This is a genomic window from Rothia sp. HSID18069 (assembly GCF_003989155.1).
GTDB lineage: Bacteria > Actinomycetota > Actinomycetes > Actinomycetales > Micrococcaceae > Rothia > Rothia aeria.
The window spans coordinates 62767-85870 of the sequence record NZ_RBMG01000002.1 but is presented as its reverse complement, the minus strand read 5'-3'; the positions used below and the strand labels follow the sequence as shown (position 1 = coordinate 85870).

At 57.0% G+C, this 23104-nt stretch carries 20 protein-coding genes; 7 read left to right on the top strand and 13 right to left on the bottom strand.

Going from position 1 to position 23104, the window contains the following annotated elements; translation table 11 throughout:
- Positions 1–85: 85 nt before the first annotated feature.
- From D8M41_RS06215 to rfbA, 4 genes are all read right to left on the bottom strand, one after another.
- Positions 86–376 (bottom strand): PqqD family protein, encoded by a 291-nt coding sequence (locus D8M41_RS06215; RefSeq protein WP_006888272.1) that lies wholly within the window; start codon positions 374–376, stop codon positions 86–88.
- Positions 376–1227, bottom strand: a complete 852-nt coding sequence (locus tag D8M41_RS06210; RefSeq protein WP_006888226.1) for a nucleotidyltransferase family protein — start codon at positions 1225–1227, stop codon at positions 376–378. Before D8M41_RS06210 ends, D8M41_RS06215 begins: the two co-directional genes overlap by 1 nt.
- 109 nt (positions 1228–1336) lie before the next feature.
- The gene (locus D8M41_RS06205) at positions 1337–2875 is read right to left on the bottom strand and encodes a polysaccharide biosynthesis tyrosine autokinase (protein WP_006888182.1); all 1539 of its coding nucleotides are present in this window, start codon (positions 2873–2875) and stop codon (positions 1337–1339) included.
- 90 nt (positions 2876–2965) lie between these two features.
- Entirely contained in the window at positions 2966–3826 is an 861-nt protein-coding gene (gene rfbA, locus D8M41_RS06200) for a glucose-1-phosphate thymidylyltransferase RfbA (protein WP_006888064.1), read from the bottom strand.
- A 75-nt stretch (positions 3827–3901) separates the two neighbouring features.
- Here rfbA and rfbB point away from each other — a divergent pair, with 75 nt between their 5' ends.
- The 7 genes from rfbB (at position 3902) to D8M41_RS06165 (ending at position 11122) form a co-directional block, all read left to right on the top strand.
- Complete coding sequence (rfbB, locus tag D8M41_RS06195; protein WP_006888172.1) at positions 3902–4900, top strand: dTDP-glucose 4,6-dehydratase; 999 nt, start codon at positions 3902–3904, stop codon at positions 4898–4900.
- Positions 4901–6319 carry a sugar nucleotide-binding protein gene (locus D8M41_RS06190; protein WP_023133835.1) on the top strand — a complete coding sequence of 473 codons (1419 nt, stop codon included), beginning with the start codon at positions 4901–4903 and terminating at the stop codon, positions 6317–6319.
- A gap of 179 nt (positions 6320–6498) precedes the next feature.
- The gene (locus D8M41_RS06185; protein ID WP_006888036.1) at positions 6499–6783 is read left to right on the top strand and encodes a 50S ribosomal protein L25; all 285 of its coding nucleotides are present in this window, start codon (positions 6499–6501) and stop codon (positions 6781–6783) included.
- Between the two features lie 151 nt (positions 6784–6934).
- Positions 6935–7516: an aminoacyl-tRNA hydrolase gene (gene pth, locus D8M41_RS06180; RefSeq protein ID WP_006888041.1), complete on the top strand. Its 582-nt coding sequence runs from the start codon at positions 6935–6937 to the stop codon at positions 7514–7516.
- Between the two features lie 205 nt (positions 7517–7721).
- Positions 7722–9020 carry a SufS family cysteine desulfurase gene (locus tag D8M41_RS06175; RefSeq protein ID WP_006888198.1) on the top strand — a complete coding sequence of 433 codons (1299 nt, stop codon included), beginning with the start codon at positions 7722–7724 and terminating at the stop codon, positions 9018–9020.
- Between the two features lie 57 nt (positions 9021–9077).
- Positions 9078–9551, top strand: coding sequence for a Fe-S cluster assembly sulfur transfer protein SufU (gene sufU, locus D8M41_RS06170; RefSeq protein ID WP_006888078.1), 474 nt, complete (start codon positions 9078–9080; stop codon positions 9549–9551).
- A gap of 1049 nt (positions 9552–10600) precedes the next feature.
- Entirely contained in the window at positions 10601–11122 is a 522-nt protein-coding gene (locus D8M41_RS06165; RefSeq protein WP_006888167.1) for an adenylyltransferase/cytidyltransferase family protein, read from the top strand.
- Positions 11123–11278: 156 nt separating this feature from the next.
- Here the strand turns inward: D8M41_RS06165 and D8M41_RS06160 are convergent, their stop codons facing one another.
- The 9 genes from D8M41_RS06160 to D8M41_RS06120 form a co-directional block, all read right to left on the bottom strand.
- Positions 11279–11776, bottom strand: a complete 498-nt coding sequence (locus tag D8M41_RS06160; protein ID WP_006888039.1) for a DUF2505 domain-containing protein — start codon at positions 11774–11776, stop codon at positions 11279–11281.
- 199 nt (positions 11777–11975) lie between these two features.
- A complete protein-coding gene (locus tag D8M41_RS06155; protein ID WP_006888214.1) occupies positions 11976–12686 on the bottom strand; it encodes a glycosyltransferase in 711 nt (236 codons plus the stop codon).
- Positions 12687–12893: 207 nt separating this feature from the next.
- On the bottom strand, positions 12894–13367 hold the full coding sequence (locus tag D8M41_RS06150) for a UDP-N-acetylglucosamine--LPS N-acetylglucosamine transferase (RefSeq protein ID WP_006888063.1): 474 nt from the start codon (positions 13365–13367) through the stop codon (positions 12894–12896).
- Positions 13351–16131, bottom strand: coding sequence for a Wzz/FepE/Etk N-terminal domain-containing protein (locus tag D8M41_RS06145; RefSeq protein WP_006888181.1), 2781 nt, complete (start codon positions 16129–16131; stop codon positions 13351–13353). Before D8M41_RS06145 ends, D8M41_RS06150 begins: the two co-directional genes overlap by 17 nt.
- Before the next feature lie 56 nt (positions 16132–16187).
- Positions 16188–17504 (bottom strand): O-antigen ligase family protein, encoded by a 1317-nt coding sequence (locus tag D8M41_RS06140; protein WP_023133840.1) that lies wholly within the window; start codon positions 17502–17504, stop codon positions 16188–16190.
- Positions 17505–17507: 3 nt separating this feature from the next.
- Entirely contained in the window at positions 17508–18443 is a 936-nt protein-coding gene (locus D8M41_RS06135; RefSeq protein ID WP_006888072.1) for a glycosyltransferase family 2 protein, read from the bottom strand.
- 8 nt (positions 18444–18451) lie between these two features.
- Entirely contained in the window at positions 18452–19231 is a 780-nt protein-coding gene (locus tag D8M41_RS06130) for a CDP-alcohol phosphatidyltransferase family protein (protein ID WP_006888284.1), read from the bottom strand.
- Positions 19232–19642: 411 nt separating this feature from the next.
- Complete coding sequence (locus tag D8M41_RS06125) at positions 19643–20467, bottom strand: hypothetical protein (RefSeq protein WP_006888117.1); 825 nt, start codon at positions 20465–20467, stop codon at positions 19643–19645.
- Between the two features lie 193 nt (positions 20468–20660).
- Entirely contained in the window at positions 20661–22970 is a 2310-nt protein-coding gene (locus D8M41_RS06120; protein ID WP_231375378.1) for a fibrinogen-like YCDxxxxGGGW domain-containing protein, read from the bottom strand.
- Positions 22971–23104: the final 134 nt, after the last annotated feature.

The following is a 23104-nucleotide window of genomic DNA, read 5'->3' as shown; positions in this document are numbered from 1 at the left end:
CGCTAACGCTGCACGCTTTGGCTGCATTCACCGCAATATTACGGGAAGGGCAGGTGGGGGAAGTTTCCCGGAACATGCCGCCTGTTTACAGTTCTTCCAGGTATTCGCGGGAGACTAAATCGGTCACAAAATCCTGCACCTGCTCGGCGATAGCTGCAGGGTCCTGCTCCGCAAGCTCCGCGATCTCTTCAATAGCCTCCGGGAGAGTCAGCGGAACCTCAAACACGCCCCAAATAATGGATGCTGACCCCTCTAAAACCGCGATGCTGCTGGTGCGCAAATCAGCAAGATAGCTGGCGGTGGGGCTGTACTTGGCGAATTCGTCGGTGTGCACATAGGCGATATGTTCGGGGATGCGGTAACGCAGCTGAGCCATTATTTGCCGCCTTTCGGAAATTTAATGCCGAAACGGCTGAAGAACTGCCGCCATATTTCGCTCCGGCTGGGTTTATGCCCCAGCGTCATTGCCAGGTGGTCTTCGTTTACCAGCGCAATATTCCTAATAACCCGTGCCTTCTCGGCAATACCGCGTGCTGAGCGCACCCGCGCAAACCACAGCAGGTAGGGGGGAACTTTCGTCGAGACAGCCTTCCACAGCAGGTAGTCGCGGTGCCCCCGGTAGGCCGCTAGATGCCCCATTGCCGCCGCGTAAGCAATACCGGAGTGCAGCTCTAAGGCCCTATCGTGTACCCGTTCCCATTCGCTGTAGCTCATGATTTCGTTAAGGTATTTGAGGTCGCTGCTGTATTTCGCGGCGGCTCGTGCACGGTGCAGCACCACAATAACTCGCGCATCCAGCACAGACGGTACGGTGCAGGGCCGGTGCGCTATATCGCGTGTGGTTCGGGCCAGCCACAGCTGCTCAAAAACCCGTTCATGGTCCTCGCCCAGGCCGGGGAAGAACCGATGTATGTCGGTCAGCCCCCACGCATCGTGGTGAAGGGTCATGGCGTGCTCAAATACTGAGCCGGTTTCAAAGTGCGCTTGGATACTCCACCCCTGAGCTATAAGCGCCTGCACGAACCGGTCCACATGGGAGGGGCGTACCAGCAAATCCACGTCGGTGCTGTGCCGCTCGGAACGGTACACCTCCGGGCCGAATGCGTACCCTTTAACGTGCAAAATATCTATGCCGTTGGCGTTGGCGACGCGCTGAAAGTAGGCGTGCGCCAGCATAATGCGTGCTTTGAGCGGCGCTGAGGCGGCCTGCCGTTCAGTTTTTTCCACGGGGTGTCTTCCAGTTAGTTTTTGAAGCGTGTGCTGTAGCTACAGTATAGGGCGGGGACAAGGCACAATGTCTTATCCCCGCCCCGGTTAACTGCTGCGGGCGGTAAACCTATTTCTTGGCTTTCTTCCGAGACTTCACTTTTTTCTTCGTGCCGTCTTTTGAGTAGCCGTAGTAGGTTGCGTACCCCACGTAGCTGTTGGCGTAGCCGAAGCCGTAGTAGGAGTTACCCAGGCCCTTACGCGGCGCGCGGTTCAGCACCAGACCGAAGAGGTTAGCATTCACCTTGTTCAGGTTATTGGTTGCCTCGGTCATCTGCTCGCGGTGGCTCTTACCGATCGAACCAACCATAATCACGCCGTCTACCGCGTAGGAGAGCAGTGAGGCATCGGTGACGGGCAGCAGCGGTGGGGCATCCAGAACCACTACGAACTCTTCGGATAGTTCCCTGACCAGCTGGCGCATCTTATCGGATCCCAGCAGCTCTGAGGGGTTCGGGGGGATACGTCCGGCGGTGAGCACGAACAGGTTGGATTCCTCCAACTGGTACACGGCCTCAGCAATATCGACCTGACCGGCCAGCACCTGGGTGAGACCGACCTTCGCATCAACATTGAGTTTCTTCGCCAGGGTGGGGCGGCGCAGGTCAGCATCGATGAGGATGACAGCCTGACCAGACTCAGCCATGGAACGCGCCAGCGACAGCGACACGGTGGACTTACCTTCGCTGGGAACCGCAGAGGTGACCAGGAACGAACGCGGCGGCTCGTCAATATTGACGAAACGCAGGTTGGTGCGCAGCTGACGAATCGACTCTTGAGCGATATGGTCGTTGGAGGAGCCGGTAACAATGTTTTCTTCAGTGAGGTCATCACTGGTGGGCAGCACACCAAGGATGCTGCTGCCGGTGGCTTTCACGGCGTCGTCACGGGTACGGATGCGCTGGTCCACGGAGCGGCGCAGGAAGATCACAACGTACACAAGAACGAGCCCGGCGACTGCACCGATGAGGGTGTTACGGGTGTAGTTGGGGGATACCAGCGGGGGGTTAATGCTTGCGTTATCGAGAGGGATCACGCGGATATTATTCGCGGCGTTACCGCTAACAGCGGTGTTCGCGCTAGCACTAGCACCTGCAGTGTTGCCGTTCTCAGTATTGGGGGTGGCGTTATTCCCCCCATTGCTGTTGGCGGCGTTGCCGCTACCGCCGTTATTGCCTTCAATATTTTTAATGTATTCGGCGGTGGCGTGTAGCGCCGAGTTCGCCAGAACCTGTGCCTGTTCCGGTGTGGAGGCGTGGGCGCTGACTTTAATCAGCGAGCTGTTTTCGTCAGTGGACGCGGTAACGCTGCCGCGGATACCGCTGACGGTCATCCCCATATTGGGGTTTTTCTCTTGAATGATTTTCGCCACAGCCTCGGAGGAGACGATAGCGGAGTAGGAGCGGGCGCGGTCTTTCGCAGCCGATGAGCCCGAGAGCACGTCAATGGTGCCGCCGCTGCCAATGGTGACGTACCCGGATGCGCTGGCCGCATACACCTTGGGCTGGGTGAGGGAATAGCCAACACCTAAGAGGGCACCAATAATGATGCCGAGGATAAGCAACACGAGGTTTGCCCTCGTGGTGCGCACAAAGTCCAGTATGGTCATGGTCTGTGATTACTCCAGAATGCGTATGTGATGTATTTGAGCTGAGTGTAGTCGACCCGTGCCCGGGCACAGTTGAGCGAAGACGCCACCTTACCGTAGCAGGTTGAGAAGGTATTCGCCGTAACCGCTCTTAACGAGGGGGCTTGCAATCTTGCTGAGTTCCTGATCGCTGAGCCAGCCTGCGCGCCACGCAATTTCTTCGGGGCATCCAATGGAAAGACCCTGACGTTTTTGCACGGTGCGGATGAAGTTCGTGGCATCCGCGAGTGAATCGAAGGTGCCGGTGTCGAGCCACGCAGTGCCGCGCGGAAGAACCTCCACTTTCAGTTTACCCTGTTTTAGGTATACACGGTTAAGGTCGGTGATTTCCAGTTCACCACGCGGTGAAGGTTCAAGTTCTTGTGCATAGTTAACCACATCCCGGTCGTAGAAATACAGGCCGGGGATCACGTAGTCGCTCTTGGGATTTTCGGGCTTTTCCTCAATGGAGAGGGCGTTGTTGTTCTCATCGAATTCGACCACACCGTAGGCGCGCGGGTCAGCCACCTGGTAGGCGAAGACAGTCGCGCCGTCCTTCTGCTCGTATTTGGCCAGCTGGGTGCCGAGCCCGTGCCCGTAGAAAATATTGTCGCCAAGCACGAGGGCAACGGGGCTATTACCAATAAAATCTGCACCAAGAATAAATGCTTGAGCCAGCCCGTCAGGGGAGGGCTGCACCTTGTATTCGAAGTGAACCCCGAATCTTGAGCCGTCCCCGAGCAGCCTTTGGAACTGTTCCTGGTCGGCAGGGGTGGTGATAATGAGGATATCCCGGATACCCGCCAACATGAGTGTTGAGAGCGGGTAATAGATCATCGGCTTGTCATAGACCGGGGTGAGCTGTTTGCTAATGCCCTGAGTGATGGGGTGAAGGCGGCTGCCGGTGCCACCAGCTAGAATGATTCCTTTCATAGTTTCTATATTGTGTCACGATTCTCGCCGTTTGTATGCATAAAAATACGGGTGTCGGGCGCTAAAATCTAACGTATGGCTCACATTCTTGTTACCGGCGGCGCCGGTTTTATTGGCTCAAACTTTGTTCATCACCTGTTGGAGCACACTCAGCACACTGTCACAGTTCTCGACAAAATGACGTACGCCGCGAACGCGGCTTCCCTGGCGGGGCTTGATGAATCCCGCTTTAAGCTGGTGGTTGGCGATATTGCAGACCGTGAACTCACCGACGAGCTCGTAGCGCAGGCGGATGCAGTTATCCATTACGCCGCAGAATCCCATAACGATAACTCCCTGGCGAACCCAGAACCTTTTATTCACACCAACCTAGTCGGCACGTTTACCCTGCTGGAGGCGGTGCGCAAGCACGGAACCCGCTACCACCACATCTCAACCGATGAAGTTTTCGGCGATTTGGCGCTGGATGACCCCGCAAAGTTCACCGAAACTACTCCCTACAACCCTTCCTCCCCGTACTCCTCTACCAAGGCAGGTTCGGATCTGCTGGTGCGCGCCTGGGTGCGTTCTTTCGGGATTGAGGCGACTATCTCGAACTGCTCGAATAACTACGGGCCGTATCAGCACATCGAAAAATTTATTCCCCGGCAGATTACGAATATCCTCTCGGGGCTGACCCCTAAGCTCTACGGCGAGGGCCTGAACGTGCGCGACTGGATTCACGCATCCGATCATTCTTCGGCGGTGCTGCGCATCCTTGAATCTGGGAAAATTGGTGAGACCTACCTCATCGGTGCAGACGGCGAGGAGAATAACATTACCGTGCTGCGCACTATTCTTCGCCTCATGGGTAAAGACGAGAACGACTTTGAGCACGTGATAGACCGGCCCGGGCACGATATGCGGTATGCCATTGACGGCACCCGTCTGCGCGAAGAGCTCGGGTGGGAACCTCAGTTCACCGACTTTGAAGCGGGTCTTGCCGATACCATCGCGTGGTACACCGATAACCGCTCCTGGTGGGAACCGCTCAAGGCAGAAGTTGAGGCTAAATACGCGAAGGCGGGGCAGTAAATGACGAAAGAACTGAACGTAAGGGCAACCGATATACCGGGGCTGCTCGTCATCGATCTGCCCGTGCACGGCGATAATCGCGGCTGGTTTAAGGAAAACTGGCAGCGTGAGAAAATGCGTGCCGCCGGTCTGCCCGATTTTGACCCGGTGCAGAATAATATTTCTTTTAACACCTCGGTAGGCACCACACGCGGTATTCACGCCGAACCCTGGGACAAATACGTTTCGGTAGCAAGCGGCCGAATTTTCGGCGCCTGGGTAGACTTGCGTGCGGGGGAGAGCTTCGGACGGGTCGTGACCGTCGAACTCGGCCCCGACACCGCTATCTTCGTTCCGCGCGGGGTTGGCAACGCCTTCCAAACCCTGGAGGAAAACACCGCCTACACCTACCTGGTGAACGATCACTGGTCGGCGGATGCTCTGACCGCCTACAGCTTCCTGAACCTTGCGGACGAAAGCGCCGCCATCGACTGGCCTATCGACCTGGCGCAGGCTGAGCTTTCAGAGAAGGACCGCAAACACCCGCGCTTACATGAGATCACCCCGCTTACCCCCGACCCTCTTCTGATCGTGGGTGCAAGTGGGCAGCTCGGGCGTGAACTCGTTCGCCAGCTGACCGTGCAGAACATCCCTTTCGAGGCGGTAGACCGTGACCGGCTCGATCTCGGAACCCCCGAAAAATGGCGAAACGCTTTCCGCTGGCGGTCATACCGTGCGGTCATCAATGCCGCCGCCTACACCGCAGTGGATAACGCCGAAACCCCCGAGGGGCGCCGCGAAGCCTGGGCCGCCAACGCCCACGGAGTCGCCGCCCTGGCGAGCGTCTGCGAAGAAGCGAATCTTCCTCTCGTGCACGTTTCCACCGACTACGTCTTCGATGGAACTCTGCCGGTAGGGCAGGAATACTCGGTGGCGCATCCCATCTCCCCGCTGAGCGTATATGGTGCCTCCAAGGCCGCGGGGGAGAGCGCCGCGACTGCGTGGCGCAAACACTACCTGCTGCGCACCAGCTGGGTGGTTGGCGAGGGAAAAAATTTTGTGGCAACTATGGCATCGCTGGCCGAACGCGGCGTGGATCCTGCCGTTGTGGCGGATCAGTGGGGGCGCCCCACCTTCACCCAAGACTTGGCGGGGGCAGCACTGCATCTGCTGTTTACCGGTGCACCCTACGGCACCTACCATGTGTCAAATAGTGGCGAGGTTATCACCTGGGCAGACCTAGCCCGAGCCGTATACACCGGCACCGGTCACGATGCCGCCCGAGTAAGCGACACCACAACTGCGGAATACTTCGCCAACGCCCAGGTCTTTGCTCCGCGTCCCACTAACTCTGCCCTGGATCTTTCAAAACTTATTGCTGCCGGATTCACCCCGCGCGATCATCGCGATGCGCTCGCCGAGTACCTGGGCACCCTGTAGCTCACTGCGGGGCTGGTGTGTGAGCACTCTTGCTCGCATCTAGAAAATTTGTAAGAATATAGTGTTAGCCAAGGCGAGGGCAGACTCTGCCGTTATCGACGAGGTGGCGCATGGAATCCCATGATTCGCGCCATTATTCTCTTGGCGCATTACCCATTATGTATAGAGTGGAGATTACCATGTCAGAAATTAAGATTACCGCTGAGCCCCGCCCCGATTTTGGGAAGGGCTACGCACGCCGCATCCGCGCAGCAGGCAACATTCCCGCCGTTATCTACGGCAACGGCAAAGAGCCTAAGCACGTGATCCTGCCGGGCCACGAGACCACCCTGGCTGTGCGCAACAAGGATGCCGTTCTGGTGATTGAGGTTGATGGTGAGCAGTTCAAAGCTCGCGTGCAGGATATTCAGCGTCACCCGATCCGCCCCGAGCTGCAGCACATCGACCTGCTGTTTGTGGACTAATCCAATAAGCGGCAGATAACCGTATTGGGCGCGACCCGCACACGAACCTACCGGGCTCGGTGCGGGTCGCACCGTACCTGCCGGAACATTTCACACCCACAAGGGGGCTGATTTGTCACTACTCACACGATTCTTAAAGGGGCGGGCTGATATGTCTGATGCGTGGCTCATCGTTGGTTTGGGAAACCCCGGCCCGCAGTACGCTAAAACACGCCACAATATTGGGCAGATGGTGCTTGACGAGCTGGCGCGTGAGGTAGGCGGAACCTTCAAAAAACATCCTAAAGCGTCCGCTGTCGTGGCTACGGGCCGTCTTGGTATGGGCGGGCCCAAGGTTGTGCTCATGAAATCGCTCGGGTACATGAACGTTTCGGGCGGTCCTGTCTCAGCGGTCGCAAAGTTCTACGGGATTGAGCCCGACCATGTGGTGGTGGTGCATGACGAGCTGGACATCCCCTTTGACACCATCAAACTTAAACGCGGTGGGGGAGAAGGCGGGCACAACGGCCTGCGTGACATTACTAAAGCGTTCGGCACTAAAGAGTACTACCGTGTGCGTGCTGGTATTGGCCGCCCGCCTGGTCGCATGAACACCGCAGATTTTGTGCTCAAACCGTTCTCCACGACCGAGGTGAAAAACCTGCCTTTCCTGATCTCTAATGCGGCGGATGCGGTGCGTATGCTCGTTGAGAAAGGCCTAGTTGCGGCGCAGCAGCACTACCACTCCGCCTAGCTGCCGGGTACTGCGGCGGTGCTTTGGGGCGCGTGGTTGCACACACCTAACTATCCTTCACCCCGGGTGGAGGAATAAGCTAGAAAAGTATGACGTTATGCCCCTGCCGGGTGCTTGCGCGCTGTGCGCCACGCCCGGTTTTGGGCGTCCTAGACGCTTAACATCCTTAAACTGGGCGTGCCCCACACGAGAGAAGAAGGTTACCGTGGCAGAATACTCGACCCCAGCGAACACGCCGTTGAATGACCAGCTGGTGCGTGATCTGCGCGCCGATTTCCCTATCCTCGGTACGCAGGTGAATGGGCACCCGCTGGTGTATCTGGATTCGGGGGCCACCAGCCAGAAACCCCTGCAGGTGCTTGATGCCGAACGTGACTTCTACCTGCACGCGAACTCTGCGGTACACCGGGGGGCGCACACTCTCGCAGTTGAAGCCACCGACTTGTTCGAGGATGCGCGAGCTACTGTTGCTCGCTTTGTGGGCGCCACTGATAAGGAACTCGTGTGGACCTCCAACGCTACCGAGGCATTGAACCTTATCGCTTACGCTATCGGGAACGCCTCTCAAGGGATTGGCGGGGAAAAATCCGAACAGTTCGCTCTGGGTGAGGGTGATGAGATTGTCACCACCGAGGTGGAGCACCACGCCAACCTGATTCCCTGGCAGATCCTAGCCCAGCGCACCGGCGCAACCTTGCGCCACATTCCGGTGACCTCCGACGGCCAACTCGACTACGAGGCTGCTGAACAGATCGTGGGGCAGAACACCCGTATCTTAGCGTTTACGCATGTCTCTAATGTGACTGGTGCGATCACGGACGTGCCGTATATGGTGGCGCTCGCACGGAAAGCGGGCGCACTCACTGTTCTTGATGCCTGCCAGTCAGTACCGCATATGCCCGTTGATTTTCCGGGTCTTGGGGTGGATTTCGCCGCATTTTCGGGGCATAAGATGCTCGCACCCACCGGTATTGGCGCGCTCTATGGCCGTGCCGAGCTGCTGGATGCGTTACCGCCATTCCTTACTGGCGGTTCTATGATCACCCGTGTGGGCCTGGAAGATGCCGAGTACATGCCCGCTCCCATTAAGTTTGAGGCGGGCACTCAGCGGGTTTCGCAGACTGTGGCTTTTGCCGCCGCCGTGCGTTACCTTGAGCATGTGGGGATGGCCAATGTGCAGGCGTGGGAGCATGAGCTGGGGCAGCGCCTTGCTGCGGGTGTGCAGCAGATTGAGGGGGTGCGCCTGCTCGGGCCCGCCGACCCTGCCCGCCGCGCCGGGCTTGTGTCTTTGGCGATTGATGGGGTGCATCCGCACGATGTGGGTCAGCTTCTGGACACCTGGGGTATTGCGGTGCGAGTGGGGCACCATTGCGCCCAGCCGCTGCATAAGCTGTCGGGGGTCACCGCCTCCACCCGCGCCTCCGCCTACCTGTATAACACCACTGACGATATTGAGGCGTTCCTGGCTGCTTTGGCGAAGGTGCGCCCCTATTTTGGCCTGTAACCGCGCTGAACGCGCACCGTATCTACCTCTACACACTGCCGCAGAAATGGATGGATTATGTCTTTAGAATCGTTGTACCAAGAAATTATCCTGGAGCACTCCAAACAGCGTTCGGGTGAGCACCTCGTGGAGGTCCCTAGCGGGCGTTGCAGCGCCGATAACCATCAGTACAACCCCACCTGTGGGGACGAGATTAACCTGCGCCTGGTGCTTGCCCAGGAGCCTCAAGACGGCGAGCAGGTGATCGAGTCAGTCTCTTGGGAAGGTGATGGCTGCTCTATCTCAATGGCTGCGGCGTCGGTGCTCTCAGAGATGGCGCCGGGCATGACCGTGGGGGAACTACAGCACCACGTGGATGCGTTCCGCCAGATGCTGCGTTCACGTGGTCAGATCACCCTGGATGAAGAAGAGTATGGCGATATGGCGGCATTCTCGGGGGTCTCAAAATTCATGGCCCGCGTCAAATGCGCAATGCTCTCCTGGGTTGCCGCCGAAGAAGCAGCCCGGGAGGCTGTAGGAAAACAAGCGTAGTACGTTCTGGTGATGCCAACTGGTCAGCGGGGAATTTCTACCCCGCTGTATCAGTGGCGTATCTCGTGGGCACATACCAAACTGTTGCCTATGCTTTGGCGGTTTTATACCCGGACGATAGGAGCAGTACGGCAGTCGAAAGTACCTACCCGTTGAATAAATTCCACGCGTGGGGTGAGGGATCGTCGTAGAATATAAAATGATCTAATTCTTCCACCTCTATATTTGGGCAAAATAAACTGGTGTACATAATTTCAAAAAACTCTTTATAGGTGATTTTACTATTGGGGGTTGGAAAAATACTTCCGCTATAAAAATTTAGTAAGTCTTCCAACTGCCTCTCACCACAGTTCGTAGTACAGTACAGAAAACTTAGCCGTATCTTATGCTGGTTTTCTGGTGAATAGTGCAATAGCTCAGGCCATAGCAGGTCTTCGAGAATGATATTTCTGTCTTTCTCCGTGGATATATCCAAGTCAGCATACTGAGTTGTGGATGTACCCGCGCATTCCAGAATTTCCCCGTCAAGTATAGTGAGTATATTAAGCGCGTAGAAGGTATTTATACGATTCTTTTTCATTGTAGAAGTCCTAGGTTCATAAACTACTCATGGGTAAATGGTGATTATCCGAGAAAACTTTTAAGGTGCCGTTTAGGGGAGAATAGCCTAAGGATTTTTGGAAAATTCTCACGCATATAGTACGCCGATTTCATATCAAAGTTATTCACACTATCCCCTTCATTATTATCATAATTCTTAGTTTTTATGAGGTGAGTCGGCAAAAGATTACCCTAACTTCCTGCTGCTTGTGCTGTGACTTCTGACTAACAGAGGCCAATGAAGAGCGGGTATCCTCCCGGGGTGATTGGCGCGACTTTCACGATAAGCCTGCCGCGGAACTGGGCGGTGCTAGAATTAGGCTGGTGCCTGCAGATCACGGCTTTTCCCTCCCTAAATGCCCCTTGTTTTCATCCAAGAAACAGGGAACGGACAAGCGCTAGAGGTGCCACCAAAAATTTCATTATTCAGTCACCCACGAGAGAACCCCATGACCATCGGATACGCCGCCGGCGCCTACGACCTTTTCCACGTCGGCCACCTGAACATTCTGCGCCAAGCAAAAGCGAACTGTGACCACCTCATCGCCGGGGTGGTTCACGACGACGTGCTGGAACAAACCAAAGGCCGCCGACCCGTCATCCCGATTGAAGAACGCGCCGAAATCGTCAGCCACATTAGCTACGTGGACGAGGTGCATATTGAGACTAACCCGGATAAACTACATACCTGGTCTCAGAAGCCCTTTGACGTGTTCTTTAAAGGCGACGACTGGAAAGGCACCGAAAAAGGCATAGCCTTAGAAAACCGCTTCGCCGAAGTGGGGGTGCGCGTACACTACTTCCCGTACACCGAGCACACCTCAAGCACAAAGCTTCGTAAAGTTGTAGACCTGCTGGAGGCAGAACACGACGCAATTGAAGCTCTCGGGCGCATTATGCGCCTGCTGGACGACGAACAACAGCACGGGGCCAGCATCAAAAGGGGTCTCATCGCTCAGGAGAACGACTAGACGAGCAGTTGAAAGCCCTCACCTGTTGGGGGAGGGCTTCTCTAAAAACTAAGCGGCAGGTGCACCACGCAAGGGGTGCACCTGCCGCTTTACGGTGCTACACGGGGTAAGCCGATGTGGGGCGGTAACCGCCCGAACACCGTCACAGAACTAGTGTTACTGCTGTGCGGTCCACTTCTCAGCCGAGGTGCCCAGCACCTTCAGCACGCGGCCAACCTGCGGCTCAGCGGAGGCAGCAATCTTCTTGCCCACCAGCGGGATCGAGCAGGAAACCTCGCCGTTCACATCCACACGGGTCTGCTCGCCCTGGGATACCAGAGCCTGCGAAGCCTTAGCATTCACCGGCATGCCGTTCACCTTCACCTCGGTATCCACGGTACGGGAACCATCAGCGGCGGGGGCGCTTACGCGGTCAACCTGAGTCATATTAACGCCATTGGACACAAATTTACGGGCAATATCGGGCACACGGTCCGAGGGGATGGTGCGCACAGTAGTTGCGGTGAACTCACCGGAAGCGTCGCCCTCAAGGGAGAAGCTTTCAAACTCAACGCCGACCTCAGAGCACACGAATCGCGCAAAGTCCTCGCTCGCGTAAGCGGTAGCGATCTGCTCAACGGTCACGTTAACTACGGTGGATTCCTGAACTGACATAGTTTTCCTTTCCAACAGTGCGCGGGTTATCCCAAAACGCACAAACCATATACAAGGCTACCGCGCCTCGGAAGTCAAAAGAGACCGGCGGCGGTAAAAATAGCTGAGAATATCCTGTGAGCTTCGTAGGCTATAAATTTAGAATACTGCTTATTTTGGGCACGGCAAACCAGGGCGGTGTGAACTTAAAAACACAATCCTAAGCATTAGGAGTTAAAGAGCTAATCCGAGCCATTTCACGTTTACCCAAAAAATGCGCCCGGGCAGCATTTTTAAAACGAGTCACATAACCCTCGGTGCGGTGCGAACGACCCGTAAGAAGGTCATGAAGAGCCTCAGAAAGCTGCTCAGCTGAGACCTCAGGGGCAGCAACATACGGTTCAGCAGAACGGAACAGAGAAGGATTAGCCAACGCCAAATTAAGCTTATCGAACAGCTCCGCGCGGCTATTGACCACCACCGCGTGGCCACGTTTTTCCATCAGATCAGCAAAGGGAACCTGGTGGTTATCGACCACCTCATCAAACTCCGCGCGGCGTGGTACCACCAGCGGAATAGCACCGGTACGGCGTGCATCCTGAATCGAACCGGGGCCGCCCTGAACAACCACCACAGAGGCCGTAGCATAGTAGCCCATGAGATCCCCAGCAGGCATGAGCCTTACATTCTCGCCACGCTCAATAGGTGCGGTATGACCGTGCTGCACCAGGCAGCTAAGATGCGGGTTCTCCTTAAGATACGCATCAACCCAACGCAGAAGCCTATCAAACCTGTGGTAATCAGTACCTAAAGAGATGACAAGGTCATATGTTTTAGTGGGAATATTAACCGGATCTGTATTAGGTGTGAGAACGGGCACGCCAGAATTAGCGTCGCTGACGCTAACATCCGGGAAATTGTGAATAGACATAGCCTATTCCTCTCTATGCTTTTATCGGTGAGGGTACTCAGCAAGCACATCCGGAAAATGCGCCGGTTTAGCCGAGGCGGAAAATAAAACCGGGTGAGGCAAGTACCCCACAGCTACGGTATATGTGTAGCGTCCTTTAAATATACCCCTAAAAAGGAACGAGGACGCGGATTAGCGGCGGTTCAACGTGTGAGACGCGCCAACCCCTTAAAAGATCGGGTGAATCACCCGTGAATCGGGGAAATTCTTCTGCTGCTCATCGCTTTGAACATTGAAATCATCCGCGAGCACGTACAGCATTTTTCCCGTCATCGTCGGCAGGGTGGGGCGGTCGTAGCACTCAATGTAGAGGGTCTTAGCCCGGAAGAGCTTAGCCGCCACAAAGAACGGAACCGCCACCCCCGCCCCGGCAGAGACCACCACATCGGGCCTTTCCCGGGGGAAAATCTTGAACGCCAAAAACAGGTTACGGATGGCATTCTTCACGTTGCGGGTGGTGGGGTAGTAGGCCCAGTACACCTTCTCCTCCGCCAGCGCAGACTCAACATCGGGCTGCTTAAAACTTACCCACACACGCTCATAGTTCTGCCACGCATCAAACGTGGCCGTCAGATGCTTCAGATGCCCACCGCTGCTGGAAACAAGCAGCAGCTTCGAGGGCTTCTTACGCAGTCGCTCCATCAACCTTCTCCTTCTCAGGGTCGGTGTCCATAAAGATGGCGATACTCACGGTGTTTTCCAGGGTCCGCAGGTGCGAGAATAGCTCACGAACCTGTGCTCGGGAGCTCAGCTCACCCACCGGCACTAAGCACACGCGGCATGCTTCGGATAAACGTAGCAAAGTAGACAGGGGCGCCTCATCAGCCAAGTTAATGACCATCGGAATCTCATTACTCTCAATAACCTGCTCGGGCGAGTAATGCTCAAGTACTTTGCTCAAAGCCGGGTAGTCCGTAAAGTACGCCTTACCGCTGGGGATAGTACGGTATAGCTGCCGGTGCAGCTGATCCGCCAACGCAGGAGAATCCGAGACAATCACAATGCCCGAAATATTAGAAGCCCGCAGGTTGCCGTCAGGCGAGCCGATACGGCGCATCAGCAGCAGCGTATCCTCATCAGAGGACCGCGGGCGCACCGTCTGCACCGGAATCCCCAGATCCTTCAAACGATCTGAGTATCCCACGGTACGCATCATACGGTCGTACACGTACGCGATGAGTACGCCCAGCAGCAGACCCGTACCCACGCCCGCCAAGGCAGTCTTCCTGTGCCCCAGCCCGGTGGCTTTCTTCGGCGGCTGAGCCTCAGTCAGCACACGCCCGCCGACCGTGGAGGTCAGCTGGATCTGGTTACGGCGCTCCCGCATCTGCGAAATTTTCGCAGAGTTCGCGTTTCCGTTATTATTCTTATCCTCATCTTCAAGCTGCTTGATCTGAGCGTCAAGCTTCTTCACGCTATCGGTGATGGTTTCCTTCAGGTTATTCTGACGAACCTCCAGGTAGGCCTTGGCGATAGCATTCGCGTACTGTGCGGAACGCTTAGCGTTGGAATCGCTCACCTCAATGTCAAGCACCGCAGTCTGCGAGGTGGGAACCACCTTAGTTGAGTTCATCAGCTTGTCGGTAAGCTTGGAGTCAGTATCAACGCCCTCAGACCGCAGATTATCTGCGGCCTTATCAGCCACCTCACGCGACCCAGCTGCGCGGGACTCGGTAGAGATATCCACCTTCAGAGAATTTGCGTTACCACCGGCAGCGGGATCGGTCACCAGCGGGTTCACCAGCACGCTCGACTTAGCGGTGTACTTAGGCGGAGCGAGGAAGCTAAACGCCACCGCTATGAGAGTGCAGACCACAATGGTGATAATCACAATCATCTTGTGGCGCCACACCCGGTGTAGCTGCTCCCGCAGGGACACCGCGGGGGCGTCCGTAGTTGCGGACAGTTTACTCATAGTGTTCTCTCCCTGTATCGATAGTTGATGTGCCAGCGCGGAACGCGTCCCAGCGCCCTTACCCCCGCCCTTGCGGGAGGCCAGGAACCGTTCAATGCCCAGCTGGGTTCGAAAATAGTACAGAAGCGCGACGTATGAAGGGGCCAACAATATCACATAGAGGACAAGCCCCAACAGACCCTGGCCCACAACCGTTAGCACCACAAATGAACATCCCAGCGGCACCAAAGCCCCTAGGGTGAGGGCAGGTGCCATCTCCGTCAGGCTGGTGCGGATGCCCACCAGGCGAAACACCTGGTAGCTCGCCAAGAAAGTATCAATCAGAAGCGCTGAAGCCCACGCCGTCACCGCGCCGTACAGGCCCCAGAGCGGAACCAACGCAACGTTGAGAATGATCGCCACCGCCAGTGAAGACAGCTTATTGAGCAGCTGCCAACGGCTTTTACCGCTCATCAGCAGAATAGACTGCACACCGCCAGCGCTCATTGAGAGCATCGCTGCGGGACAGATAACCCACAGGATGCCGGCCCCCTCTTCGAAGCCCTTCCCGAAGAACCCCAGCAGGGTGGGGCCAAACGCCGCCAATGTCAGGTAAAACGGCCAGGAAATGGCGGTGAGTACGCGGGTGGTAGCCAGGAAGATCTGCCGCGCCCGATCAATGTTCTGGGTGGCCAGCGCTGCGCTAATGGACGGCCCGGTAACGATGCGGCCCGTGTGCTCAACCATCGTACCCACGCGTACACACCGGTTCACCGCGCCGTATACACCACCGGCGGCAGGCCCCAGAACGGTGGTGACGGTGAGTACGTCAATCCATTCGAGGATGGTCTCAACAATGGTTGCCACTCCGCGCGCAGAACTGAACGTCCAAAATGAGTGGGCGCTCTCCTGCGGGGTGGTTGCGGCAGCCTCAGACTGCGGACGATCTTTACTGCGCGGCATATAGGATTCAACTACCCACAGAGTCAGCAGCGCCGTAGCCGCCACCGGAAGGGTCCACGCAAACACCAGATCCAGCAGGTGCCCCGAGGCGAATACCACCAGCGCGATTGCACCGAAGCGTAGGGTCGGCAACAGAACGTTCTGCATGACGGTAAACGTGACCACATGGTTCAGCCCGCGCAGCGCCCCAAAATACACCGACATTACGGCCGCGACGATCACGAACAGAGCACTCATCCGAAGCGCCACTGCATACTCGTGCGGCATCGGTACCGCCACCGAGTAGATGCACGCCACGGCGGTGATGCCCAGCGACAGCGCCAGAGGCGGCAGCACCGCGTAACGGATCAGTCGGGGAATAGCGGAGTACCTGCCCAGTGCGTTCTGCGCCGAGATAGTACGCACCAGCCCCGTGTCGGCACCGAAAACAGCCGTTGAGGTAGCAATAGCAAACAGCGCCATGAGGCGAAAAAACTCGCCTGCCCCAGCCGGACCAATACCGTTTGACACCACCAGGGTCGTCCCAAACGCGATCGCGGCGCCATACATGACGCACAGCGAGGACAGAGAGCCGCTGCGGGCCAAGGACTTGGGCTTAGTCGCCGTCACAGTCCCTCCCCGTAATAATTCGAGCGCACACACAGCGCTGAACTCAGCAGCAGCACGCTCAGCTGAGTAATATCAAAACTGTAGAAAATGAGCACTACAAAGCAGCTAACCGGCACAGCATGAAGCCAGTACCCGGAGGCAGTGCCCACCCGAAGACCTGAGAACACTGCGCTTGATAAGAAAACAAGGAACAGGCCCAGGCCCACAAAGCCAAAGCAGAACATGAGTGTCCACAGGTAGCCCTGGGTGCCCATCGAAACCCCCACACTGGGTTCCATACGGGGGGTACCGTACCCCACGATGGGGGATTGCAGGGTGGCCTCCCACGTGGATTTATACAGTGCGGCACGCCCACCGGTGGAGTCGGAATAGTTCTGGCGGCCCAGAATTTCGGCGACAGTACCGGTAGCAAAAAGCCCAATGACCCCCACAGCAACCACGCCTACGCCGAATGCCACAGCACGCCAGTTACGAGCAAACAGCTGCCGCAGCAGAACATAGGCAACAACAATTCCTAAACCAATGAACATGCCTCGGTTACTGGTCTTCACCGCTGGGACGGTTGAGAGCAGCAAAGCAACCACGAGCCCTGCCTGGGCCCACCGGTTCCGCAGACGCAGCAGGTACGCCAGCATGATTGGGGTCAGCAGTGTGTACGCCAGGCCCCAGCTATTCGCGTAGGGAAACGGTGCGGAGGGGCGGTTATATGCTTCGGGGGCACCCCACGGGCGCTGCACCTCCGCAAGTGGGGGAAGCATGTAATCACGCGCCAGAGGGTTCTGCAGAATTGAGGCGGGCATGATGAAACTCATGGGGGTTTGCAGCCTAAAATTAGGAAAAAGCACCCCACCCCAGCCGAGGATCACAAGAGTGACCCAGAGGGTCACCAACCCGCCCAGCAAACGATCCGGAGTGATCGCGGCGCGCGCATTGAAGTAGTAAAGCGTAAAAACACCCGCGCAAAAAACACCCGAGAACCGGAACCCCCACGCAATAAGGTCTGTGGGTTCTACCAGCGACACCGCACAGACAACCACCCAGAACGTGAGAGCACCCCACACCCACAGGGCAGGGTAGATACGTACCGACCCGCGCACCAGCATATAGCCGAGCATCACAAAGGCAAGGATAATCGGGGCAATCTGCAGCAGCCCAAGTGCCCAGATGATTGGGAACCCATACAGTAGGGTGAGCAGCGGCCACGCTGGCAGAGCCGGGGCGTTCTGGTTATTGGGTAGGCCACGCCCGGCGGACATCGTCTCAATGTCCGCCTTTTTCAGAATCGTCAGGGCGGCCGTAACTGTGTTGGGCACGGTCTAAAGGCCCCTGCCTGTTTTCTGCACCGCATCCAGCAGGGTCTGCGGTTTTACAACACCAAGAGCCACCGGGTATGCGGCCCAGGCACGCAGCTGCGTCTTATCGCGGTGCAGGGAAGAACGGGCAAACGCAAATGCCTCTTTCTTATGGCCCAGCGCTGCGTGCGCGAACGCCACCTGCCCAGCCACGCGCGCCACACCCTTGGGGTAACGCTCAAATTCAGGGAACTTACGCAGCAGGTAGGTGAGGCCATCAGCAATGTACTGCCACTGACCGGCAAAAAAGGACGGCCGATCCCACAGCACCCTAACCAGCGGTTGGGGTACGGAAAGAATATCGCCGTGCTTGGTAGCGCGCAGCAGCAGGTCATAGTCTTCCCCGTAAGAGGCAGGCAGCTGCTCATCCACCAGACCGACGGGGCCATCCACCAAGTCAGAGCGGGAGTACAGCATTGCGGAGGGGTGAACCTCGGTGATCCGTGAGCGCAGGAAGTCATCGAAAGTAGCGCGTTCGGGGGCTAGGCGCACGATGTTCCGCCCGTCCGAGCGCACCGTAATACCAGATGAAATACCCACCGCATCCGGGTTAGCTCGCCACAATGCCACCTGTTCGGTGAGTTTGCCCGGCATCCAGGTGTCGTCATCGTCACAGAATCCCAGGATTATTCCTGTGGCCTCCAGAATGCCGCTATTGCGTGCGCCAGCTAGCCCGCCGGTACGTGTGTTTTCAATGATACGTAGTGACCGATTCTCGCTGATTTCAATATCGGAGAGCGGGTCAGGGGTGGCACGGTCGTAGACGATCACCACCTCAACGGGGCCCGGGTACTGCTGATCGAGAATTGCAGTGACTGCGGTGCGTAAGCTTTGCATACGTTTTCCATTGGTGGCGATCACAACGCTGACGGAAGGGATGCGGGATTCAAATTGAAGCATAGTGACTCCTACTGGGCGGGTGTGGTTGGGGTTGAGAGAGTAACGTACTTGCGGCGCATTGAGAGCAGCACGGTTGCGGCGTTCGCGGCGAAAAGCAGGGCGTAGACGACCACGAAAAGCGGCCCGAAGCCCCACACGATAAAAATCCAGCAGAGGGTACCCGCGTCCATGTGCAGGTTAATGAAAGAACGCATTGTGCCACCGGTTGAAGGGGCAGCAGTTTTACGGTTGTTCCGCAGCTGTTCGGCAAGGATCTGGCTCATGAAATGCCCTGCGGTCAGCACGGTGAACGCCATGGGCAGCCACCATAGGCTCCAGCCGGAGGGGAAACCATCGGCAGCTCCGGTCAGGGAAAAATGCTGGGGGTAACGAATGAACCCTACCAAGGCGGCAAGGTGGATGCAGGGTACACGGATTGAATCAACCACATGGTCAAGCCATTCCCCGGCGGGGGAGGACGCCCCGGTTACGCGGGCAACCTGCCCATCGGCGGAATCCAGGCCGTACCCAAGGGCAAAGAGCAGCGCCACCGCTAGTGCTGTTAGCGCTGTGGGAGGCGCCAGTAGGAGAGTGAGAATACCCGCAGCCGAGCATACGGCACTAATAGCCGTCACACCGTTCGGCGTAATACCCATTGCGACGGCCGCGGCTGCAAAGTAACGAGCAACGCGGCGATTAACCCAGCGGGTGTAGGCGGGTACGCCGTGCCCCGGCTTCTGGGCGCGCTCAAGCGCGGTGAGGGTTTCAGCGAAACCCGGCCTGGTTGCAGGGCGAGCCGGCGTAGACATGTGTAAGTGTTCCTCTATATCGGTGTGACATTGTAGCTATGGGCGGTCACACGGCACGCCCTTATGTGCGCATCAACGGTACGCTAATACGCACATAATAAAAGCACAGTGCGGCCGGGGAAGGCACAAACTACTAATCCAACTATATAGATAAAGGACGCGTGGAACAAAGAAAAGAGGCTTAGATAACCGGAATCACATCAATGATAGGGTGAGTGTAAAAATATTAGTCTTGTGGTTATTGATACATGCCTGAGGAAGTGCCTTACCCTTACCCCCGTCTGACGGCAAGAGAGTGTGTCGTCAAAAAACTTCACTATACAACGAATGGCTTATAGATATTCCATAAAAGGAACTCTATAAGCCATTCATTAATGGGGGTATAACCCGCCTGCAACAGTGTTATAACACCTAGCAGTTAGCGTTATTTGGCCAGTCATGTTCGGCAATTTTCCACTTGCCGTCCACCTGTACCAGCGTGTAAATATTCAGAGACCGTTTAGGCGTATTGTCGGAAGGAAGTTCCTTGCCGTCTTTATCAACTGTTTTCACGTTGGAAGAGTCCACGCACACTTCCAAGAGGCGTGCAGGCTGACCCTTGTAGGTGGTTTCGGTCATGCGCGGGTTACCCACCACAGTACTCGTGCCTTCGGTGTGCGTGCCGGTCATTGCATGCTCGGCAGCTGAGGAGGTGTACTCACCAGCGGCAGCACCAGTAGACATCTCTTCAATGGCTTTAATGGTGTCGTCATCAAGGGCCTGGCGGGCCTGTTCCTTCTTGCCGTTCTCATCATTGCTGCCCTCTTCATCGCCCTGCTGCCGCTGCGGCTCAGGGGCAGGTTTTACCTTCGCGAGGGTATTTTCGTAGGAGGAACGCAGGTTATCGAGCTCTTTCACCTCAGGGGAATCAGCCGCAACGGTGGGGGCATCCTTAACCTTCTCAGCGCCTGCATAGTTCTCGTCCGGCTTGGGCCCGTTATCTTCCGGCTCTGCCGACGGGGTAGGCTCCGCCGACGTAGTAGTGGCGGACTCGGTAGGGGACTGTGAAGGGCTCTGAGAGGTTGAAGCGGCTGACGATGAGCTGGAGGAGGTACTGGCACTGGCTGAGGAAGAAGAGCTCTGCGCCTCATTGTTGTTATTGTCTGTGTTGGAGCACGCCGCCAACGCAAGCAAAAGTGAACCAGATACAAGTACACTGGTGAGCGCACGGCGAGCGGATAGATTTGTGGTGGGCATAGTAAACCTTACATCGGTGACTGGGATAACGCCCTGACGGGGCGCCTAGTGAGTGAATACAGTATGAAATTATGCGGCGGATGCCCCCAGCCTAACACAGCTGTATGGGTGCCGCCGACGGTAAAAACCACCCCGCCCGCCAAAGCGACGGGCGGGGCGATCTTACCGGCGCACAGTGGCGCGTGAACCCTGATTAGACGCGGGCTTCAGGGCTACCAGCCGAGTAGTTATCCGAGGCGTCAACCGCACGCACAGAGTAACGTGCGCCATCCTGGTGTGCTACCGAGTAGTTGGTGCCCGTCACAGTCGCAATGACGCGGCCGTTACGGATCACCTGGTAGCGTGCACCCTGCTCGGCACCCGACCAGCTGAGCTTGTCGTTATTGCCCGAACGCTGTGCCCTCAAGCCCGAAGGGGCTGCGGGAGGAGTCACATCGCGCGGTGCGTAACGTGCGAAGCCGACGGTACGCTGCTCGCCTTTCTCGCCCAGGGAGCGGTTAATATCGCCGCCAACCCACAGGTTGCCGCGGGAATCCACGAAGGACTCCCACACACCGAAACCGCGGGCACCCTTCAGAATGGGGTTGAACTCGCCCAGCATCTTGCCGCTCTCCCGGTCGAAAGCAGCTACGAGGCGGATATTGTGCACCTGAGAGTAATCCTGCCAGTAGCCGTAGTAGCTCTGTGAGCCCTCAAAGATGGAGTCGCCGCAGTGGCAGGCACCGTAGACCACATCACCGTTCAAGTGCAGATCCTGGAAGTCGCCGCCTTCACGGGTAATTGCGCTGCTCTTACGGGCGTAACCGTTCTTGCTGTACTGGGCGATCATGTGCTCAGTACCGCCGGTCCACACATCAGCACCAGTATCCTGAACATCGAACTGGAAACCCCACATGTAGCGGGCACCGGGCTGTGCCTCCAGAGACGGCTTCCACTCCCAGTTAATGGGGGTTGCGTCAGCACCGTTCAGGGCTGCAAGCCGGAAAGCGCTAGAACCGCTCACCTCGGAGAAGTAACCGGCCGCGTGCACCGTCGAGTTATCGGCGGCGGCGTTAATGCCGTTCACAGTGCCGTTGAACTTAGGACGCCACTTCCAGTCGACGGAGCCGTCGCTGAGCTTAATGCGAGCACCGCCACGAGCGTAGGCGGGGTTCTTAGACGTATTACCCTTCACGTGGGTGAAGTTACCGCCGATGTACAGGTAACCGTCCTGCACCTGCAAGGTCTTCACCTGTGCTGCGGCGGAGCTGCGACGTTCGATCTGGATATCCCAGGTCTTGTCAATCTCGCCGGTGGTCGCATTCAGGATCACGAAGTGGTTAGCGGGCTGCCCGTTCACCTGGGTGAATTCGCCACCCACGGCCAGGCGGTTACCCGGCAGAGCCTCAATAGCCTTAATCTGGCCGTTGAACTTGGGCGCAAACGAACGTACCAGCTCGCCGCTATCAACGTTATAACCAGCAAGGTACTGCTGGTTTACACGCTCACCATTGGCAGACTCAACATAGGCGAAGTCGCCGCCGGTGAAGACGGTGTCACCCACCTGAGTAATAGCCTGCACGTAGGTGTTCATCTCGCCCACCTTACCGGATGCGGTCTGCTCGCTGGTGCGCCAACGTACCGGCATGGAGTAGCTGTTCGGCAGGGCGCGACGGTTACTTGCTGTCGCACCAACCTGGCCGAAGTTCAAATCACGCTGGGTCAGTTTAGGTCGCAGATACACCTGGGTGAAGGGGATCGCATTACCGTAGCTGCCGTTCTTCTGGTAAATATACGAGCTGGAGCTCTCATTACCGCGGGTCACATCAGCACCATAGGCGAAACCAATACGCCAGCCCTGGTCGCGGTTAGCGAAGAAACGTACCGCCGAGGTGCCGTATCCGGGGGCCATCTGGCTCGGCTGATCCCGAGGGGTGTATGAGTTGTTGCCGCCGGCACCCGAGAAGGTGAAAGGGCCCCAGTGCTGGGCGTAGCTCATGGCCCACGACCACTGTGCGGTCTGCAGGCGCGGGGTACGAACCTCCTGCCACTGCGTGCCGCTGGGATCGTAGGCACGGCGCAGACGCATACCATCGGGAAGATCCTGCGGTTTCGTGCCGTTCAGCAGAGCATCCACAGTATTTGAGGAAAGCTGAACCGGTTTAAACGCCGCAGAACCAGTGGGATTCTTGTGCAGCTGGTCAGCGTTACCAACGCCACCGTAGGATTCGGTCCAGCCCTCACGGCCGCGACCGACCATTACCCAGCCGCCGCCATCAGTTTCCTGGTCGCAGTAGAACTGCTGGGGTGCACTCATCTGCGGGGTGTACAGCCAGTAGGCACCCGACTTCGCGTTGGGATTCACCTGTTTAACCTCGTAGCAACTAGCTGCCGCTTTATCGCTACTGGTACCGTCGTGGGAGGTGTCGGCAGCTGAAGCCGCCGGGAAGGAAGACATCGTCAAAACGGTGCTTAGGGCTAGGGCTATAGAAGCCCAGCGGGTTTTGTGTGAAGTGGTTCTCATTGGTTTTTTCATATGTTCTTTCCAAAACCGGCCCCCAACGGTGGGTGCCAAAGATTGTGGTGAATACTGAGGTACCACTCGATAAAACCACTATCGTATGAGATAAGGGAGGTAAAACCTTGGGGTTTCACCCC

Excerpts from the sequence above, each read along its gene's own strand:
- D8M41_RS06215 (WP_006888272.1), bottom strand. The coding sequence starts at position 376 with ATGGCTCAGCTGCGTTACCGCATCCCCGAACATATCGCCTATGTGCAC.
- D8M41_RS06205 (WP_006888182.1), bottom strand. The coding sequence starts at position 2,875 with ATGACCATACTGGACTTTGTGCGCACCACGAGGGCAAACCTCGTGTTG.
- rfbA (WP_006888064.1), bottom strand. The coding sequence starts at position 3,826 with ATGAAAGGAATCATTCTAGCTGGTGGCACCGGCAGCCGCCTTCACCCC.
- rfbB (WP_006888172.1), top strand. The coding sequence starts at position 3,902 with ATGGCTCACATTCTTGTTACCGGCGGCGCCGGTTTTATTGGCTCAAAC.
- D8M41_RS06190 (WP_023133835.1), top strand. The coding sequence starts at position 4,901 with ATGACGAAAGAACTGAACGTAAGGGCAACCGATATACCGGGGCTGCTC.
- D8M41_RS06185 (WP_006888036.1), top strand. The coding sequence starts at position 6,499 with ATGTCAGAAATTAAGATTACCGCTGAGCCCCGCCCCGATTTTGGGAAG.
- pth (WP_006888041.1), top strand. The coding sequence starts at position 6,935 with ATGTCTGATGCGTGGCTCATCGTTGGTTTGGGAAACCCCGGCCCGCAG.
- sufU (WP_006888078.1), top strand. The coding sequence starts at position 9,078 with ATGTCTTTAGAATCGTTGTACCAAGAAATTATCCTGGAGCACTCCAAA.
- D8M41_RS06165 (WP_006888167.1), top strand. The coding sequence starts at position 10,601 with ATGACCATCGGATACGCCGCCGGCGCCTACGACCTTTTCCACGTCGGC.
- D8M41_RS06160 (WP_006888039.1), bottom strand. The coding sequence starts at position 11,776 with ATGTCAGTTCAGGAATCCACCGTAGTTAACGTGACCGTTGAGCAGATC.
- D8M41_RS06155 (WP_006888214.1), bottom strand. The coding sequence starts at position 12,686 with ATGTCTATTCACAATTTCCCGGATGTTAGCGTCAGCGACGCTAATTCT.
- D8M41_RS06150 (WP_006888063.1), bottom strand. The coding sequence starts at position 13,367 with ATGGAGCGACTGCGTAAGAAGCCCTCGAAGCTGCTGCTTGTTTCCAGC.
- D8M41_RS06145 (WP_006888181.1), bottom strand. The coding sequence starts at position 16,131 with ATGTATGGCGCCGCGATCGCGTTTGGGACGACCCTGGTGGTGTCAAAC.
- D8M41_RS06135 (WP_006888072.1), bottom strand. The coding sequence starts at position 18,443 with ATGCTTCAATTTGAATCCCGCATCCCTTCCGTCAGCGTTGTGATCGCC.
- D8M41_RS06130 (WP_006888284.1), bottom strand. The coding sequence starts at position 19,231 with ATGTCTACGCCGGCTCGCCCTGCAACCAGGCCGGGTTTCGCTGAAACC.
- D8M41_RS06125 (WP_006888117.1), bottom strand. The coding sequence starts at position 20,467 with ATGCCCACCACAAATCTATCCGCTCGCCGTGCGCTCACCAGTGTACTT.
- D8M41_RS06120 (WP_231375378.1), bottom strand. The coding sequence starts at position 22,970 with ATGAGAACCACTTCACACAAAACCCGCTGGGCTTCTATAGCCCTAGCC.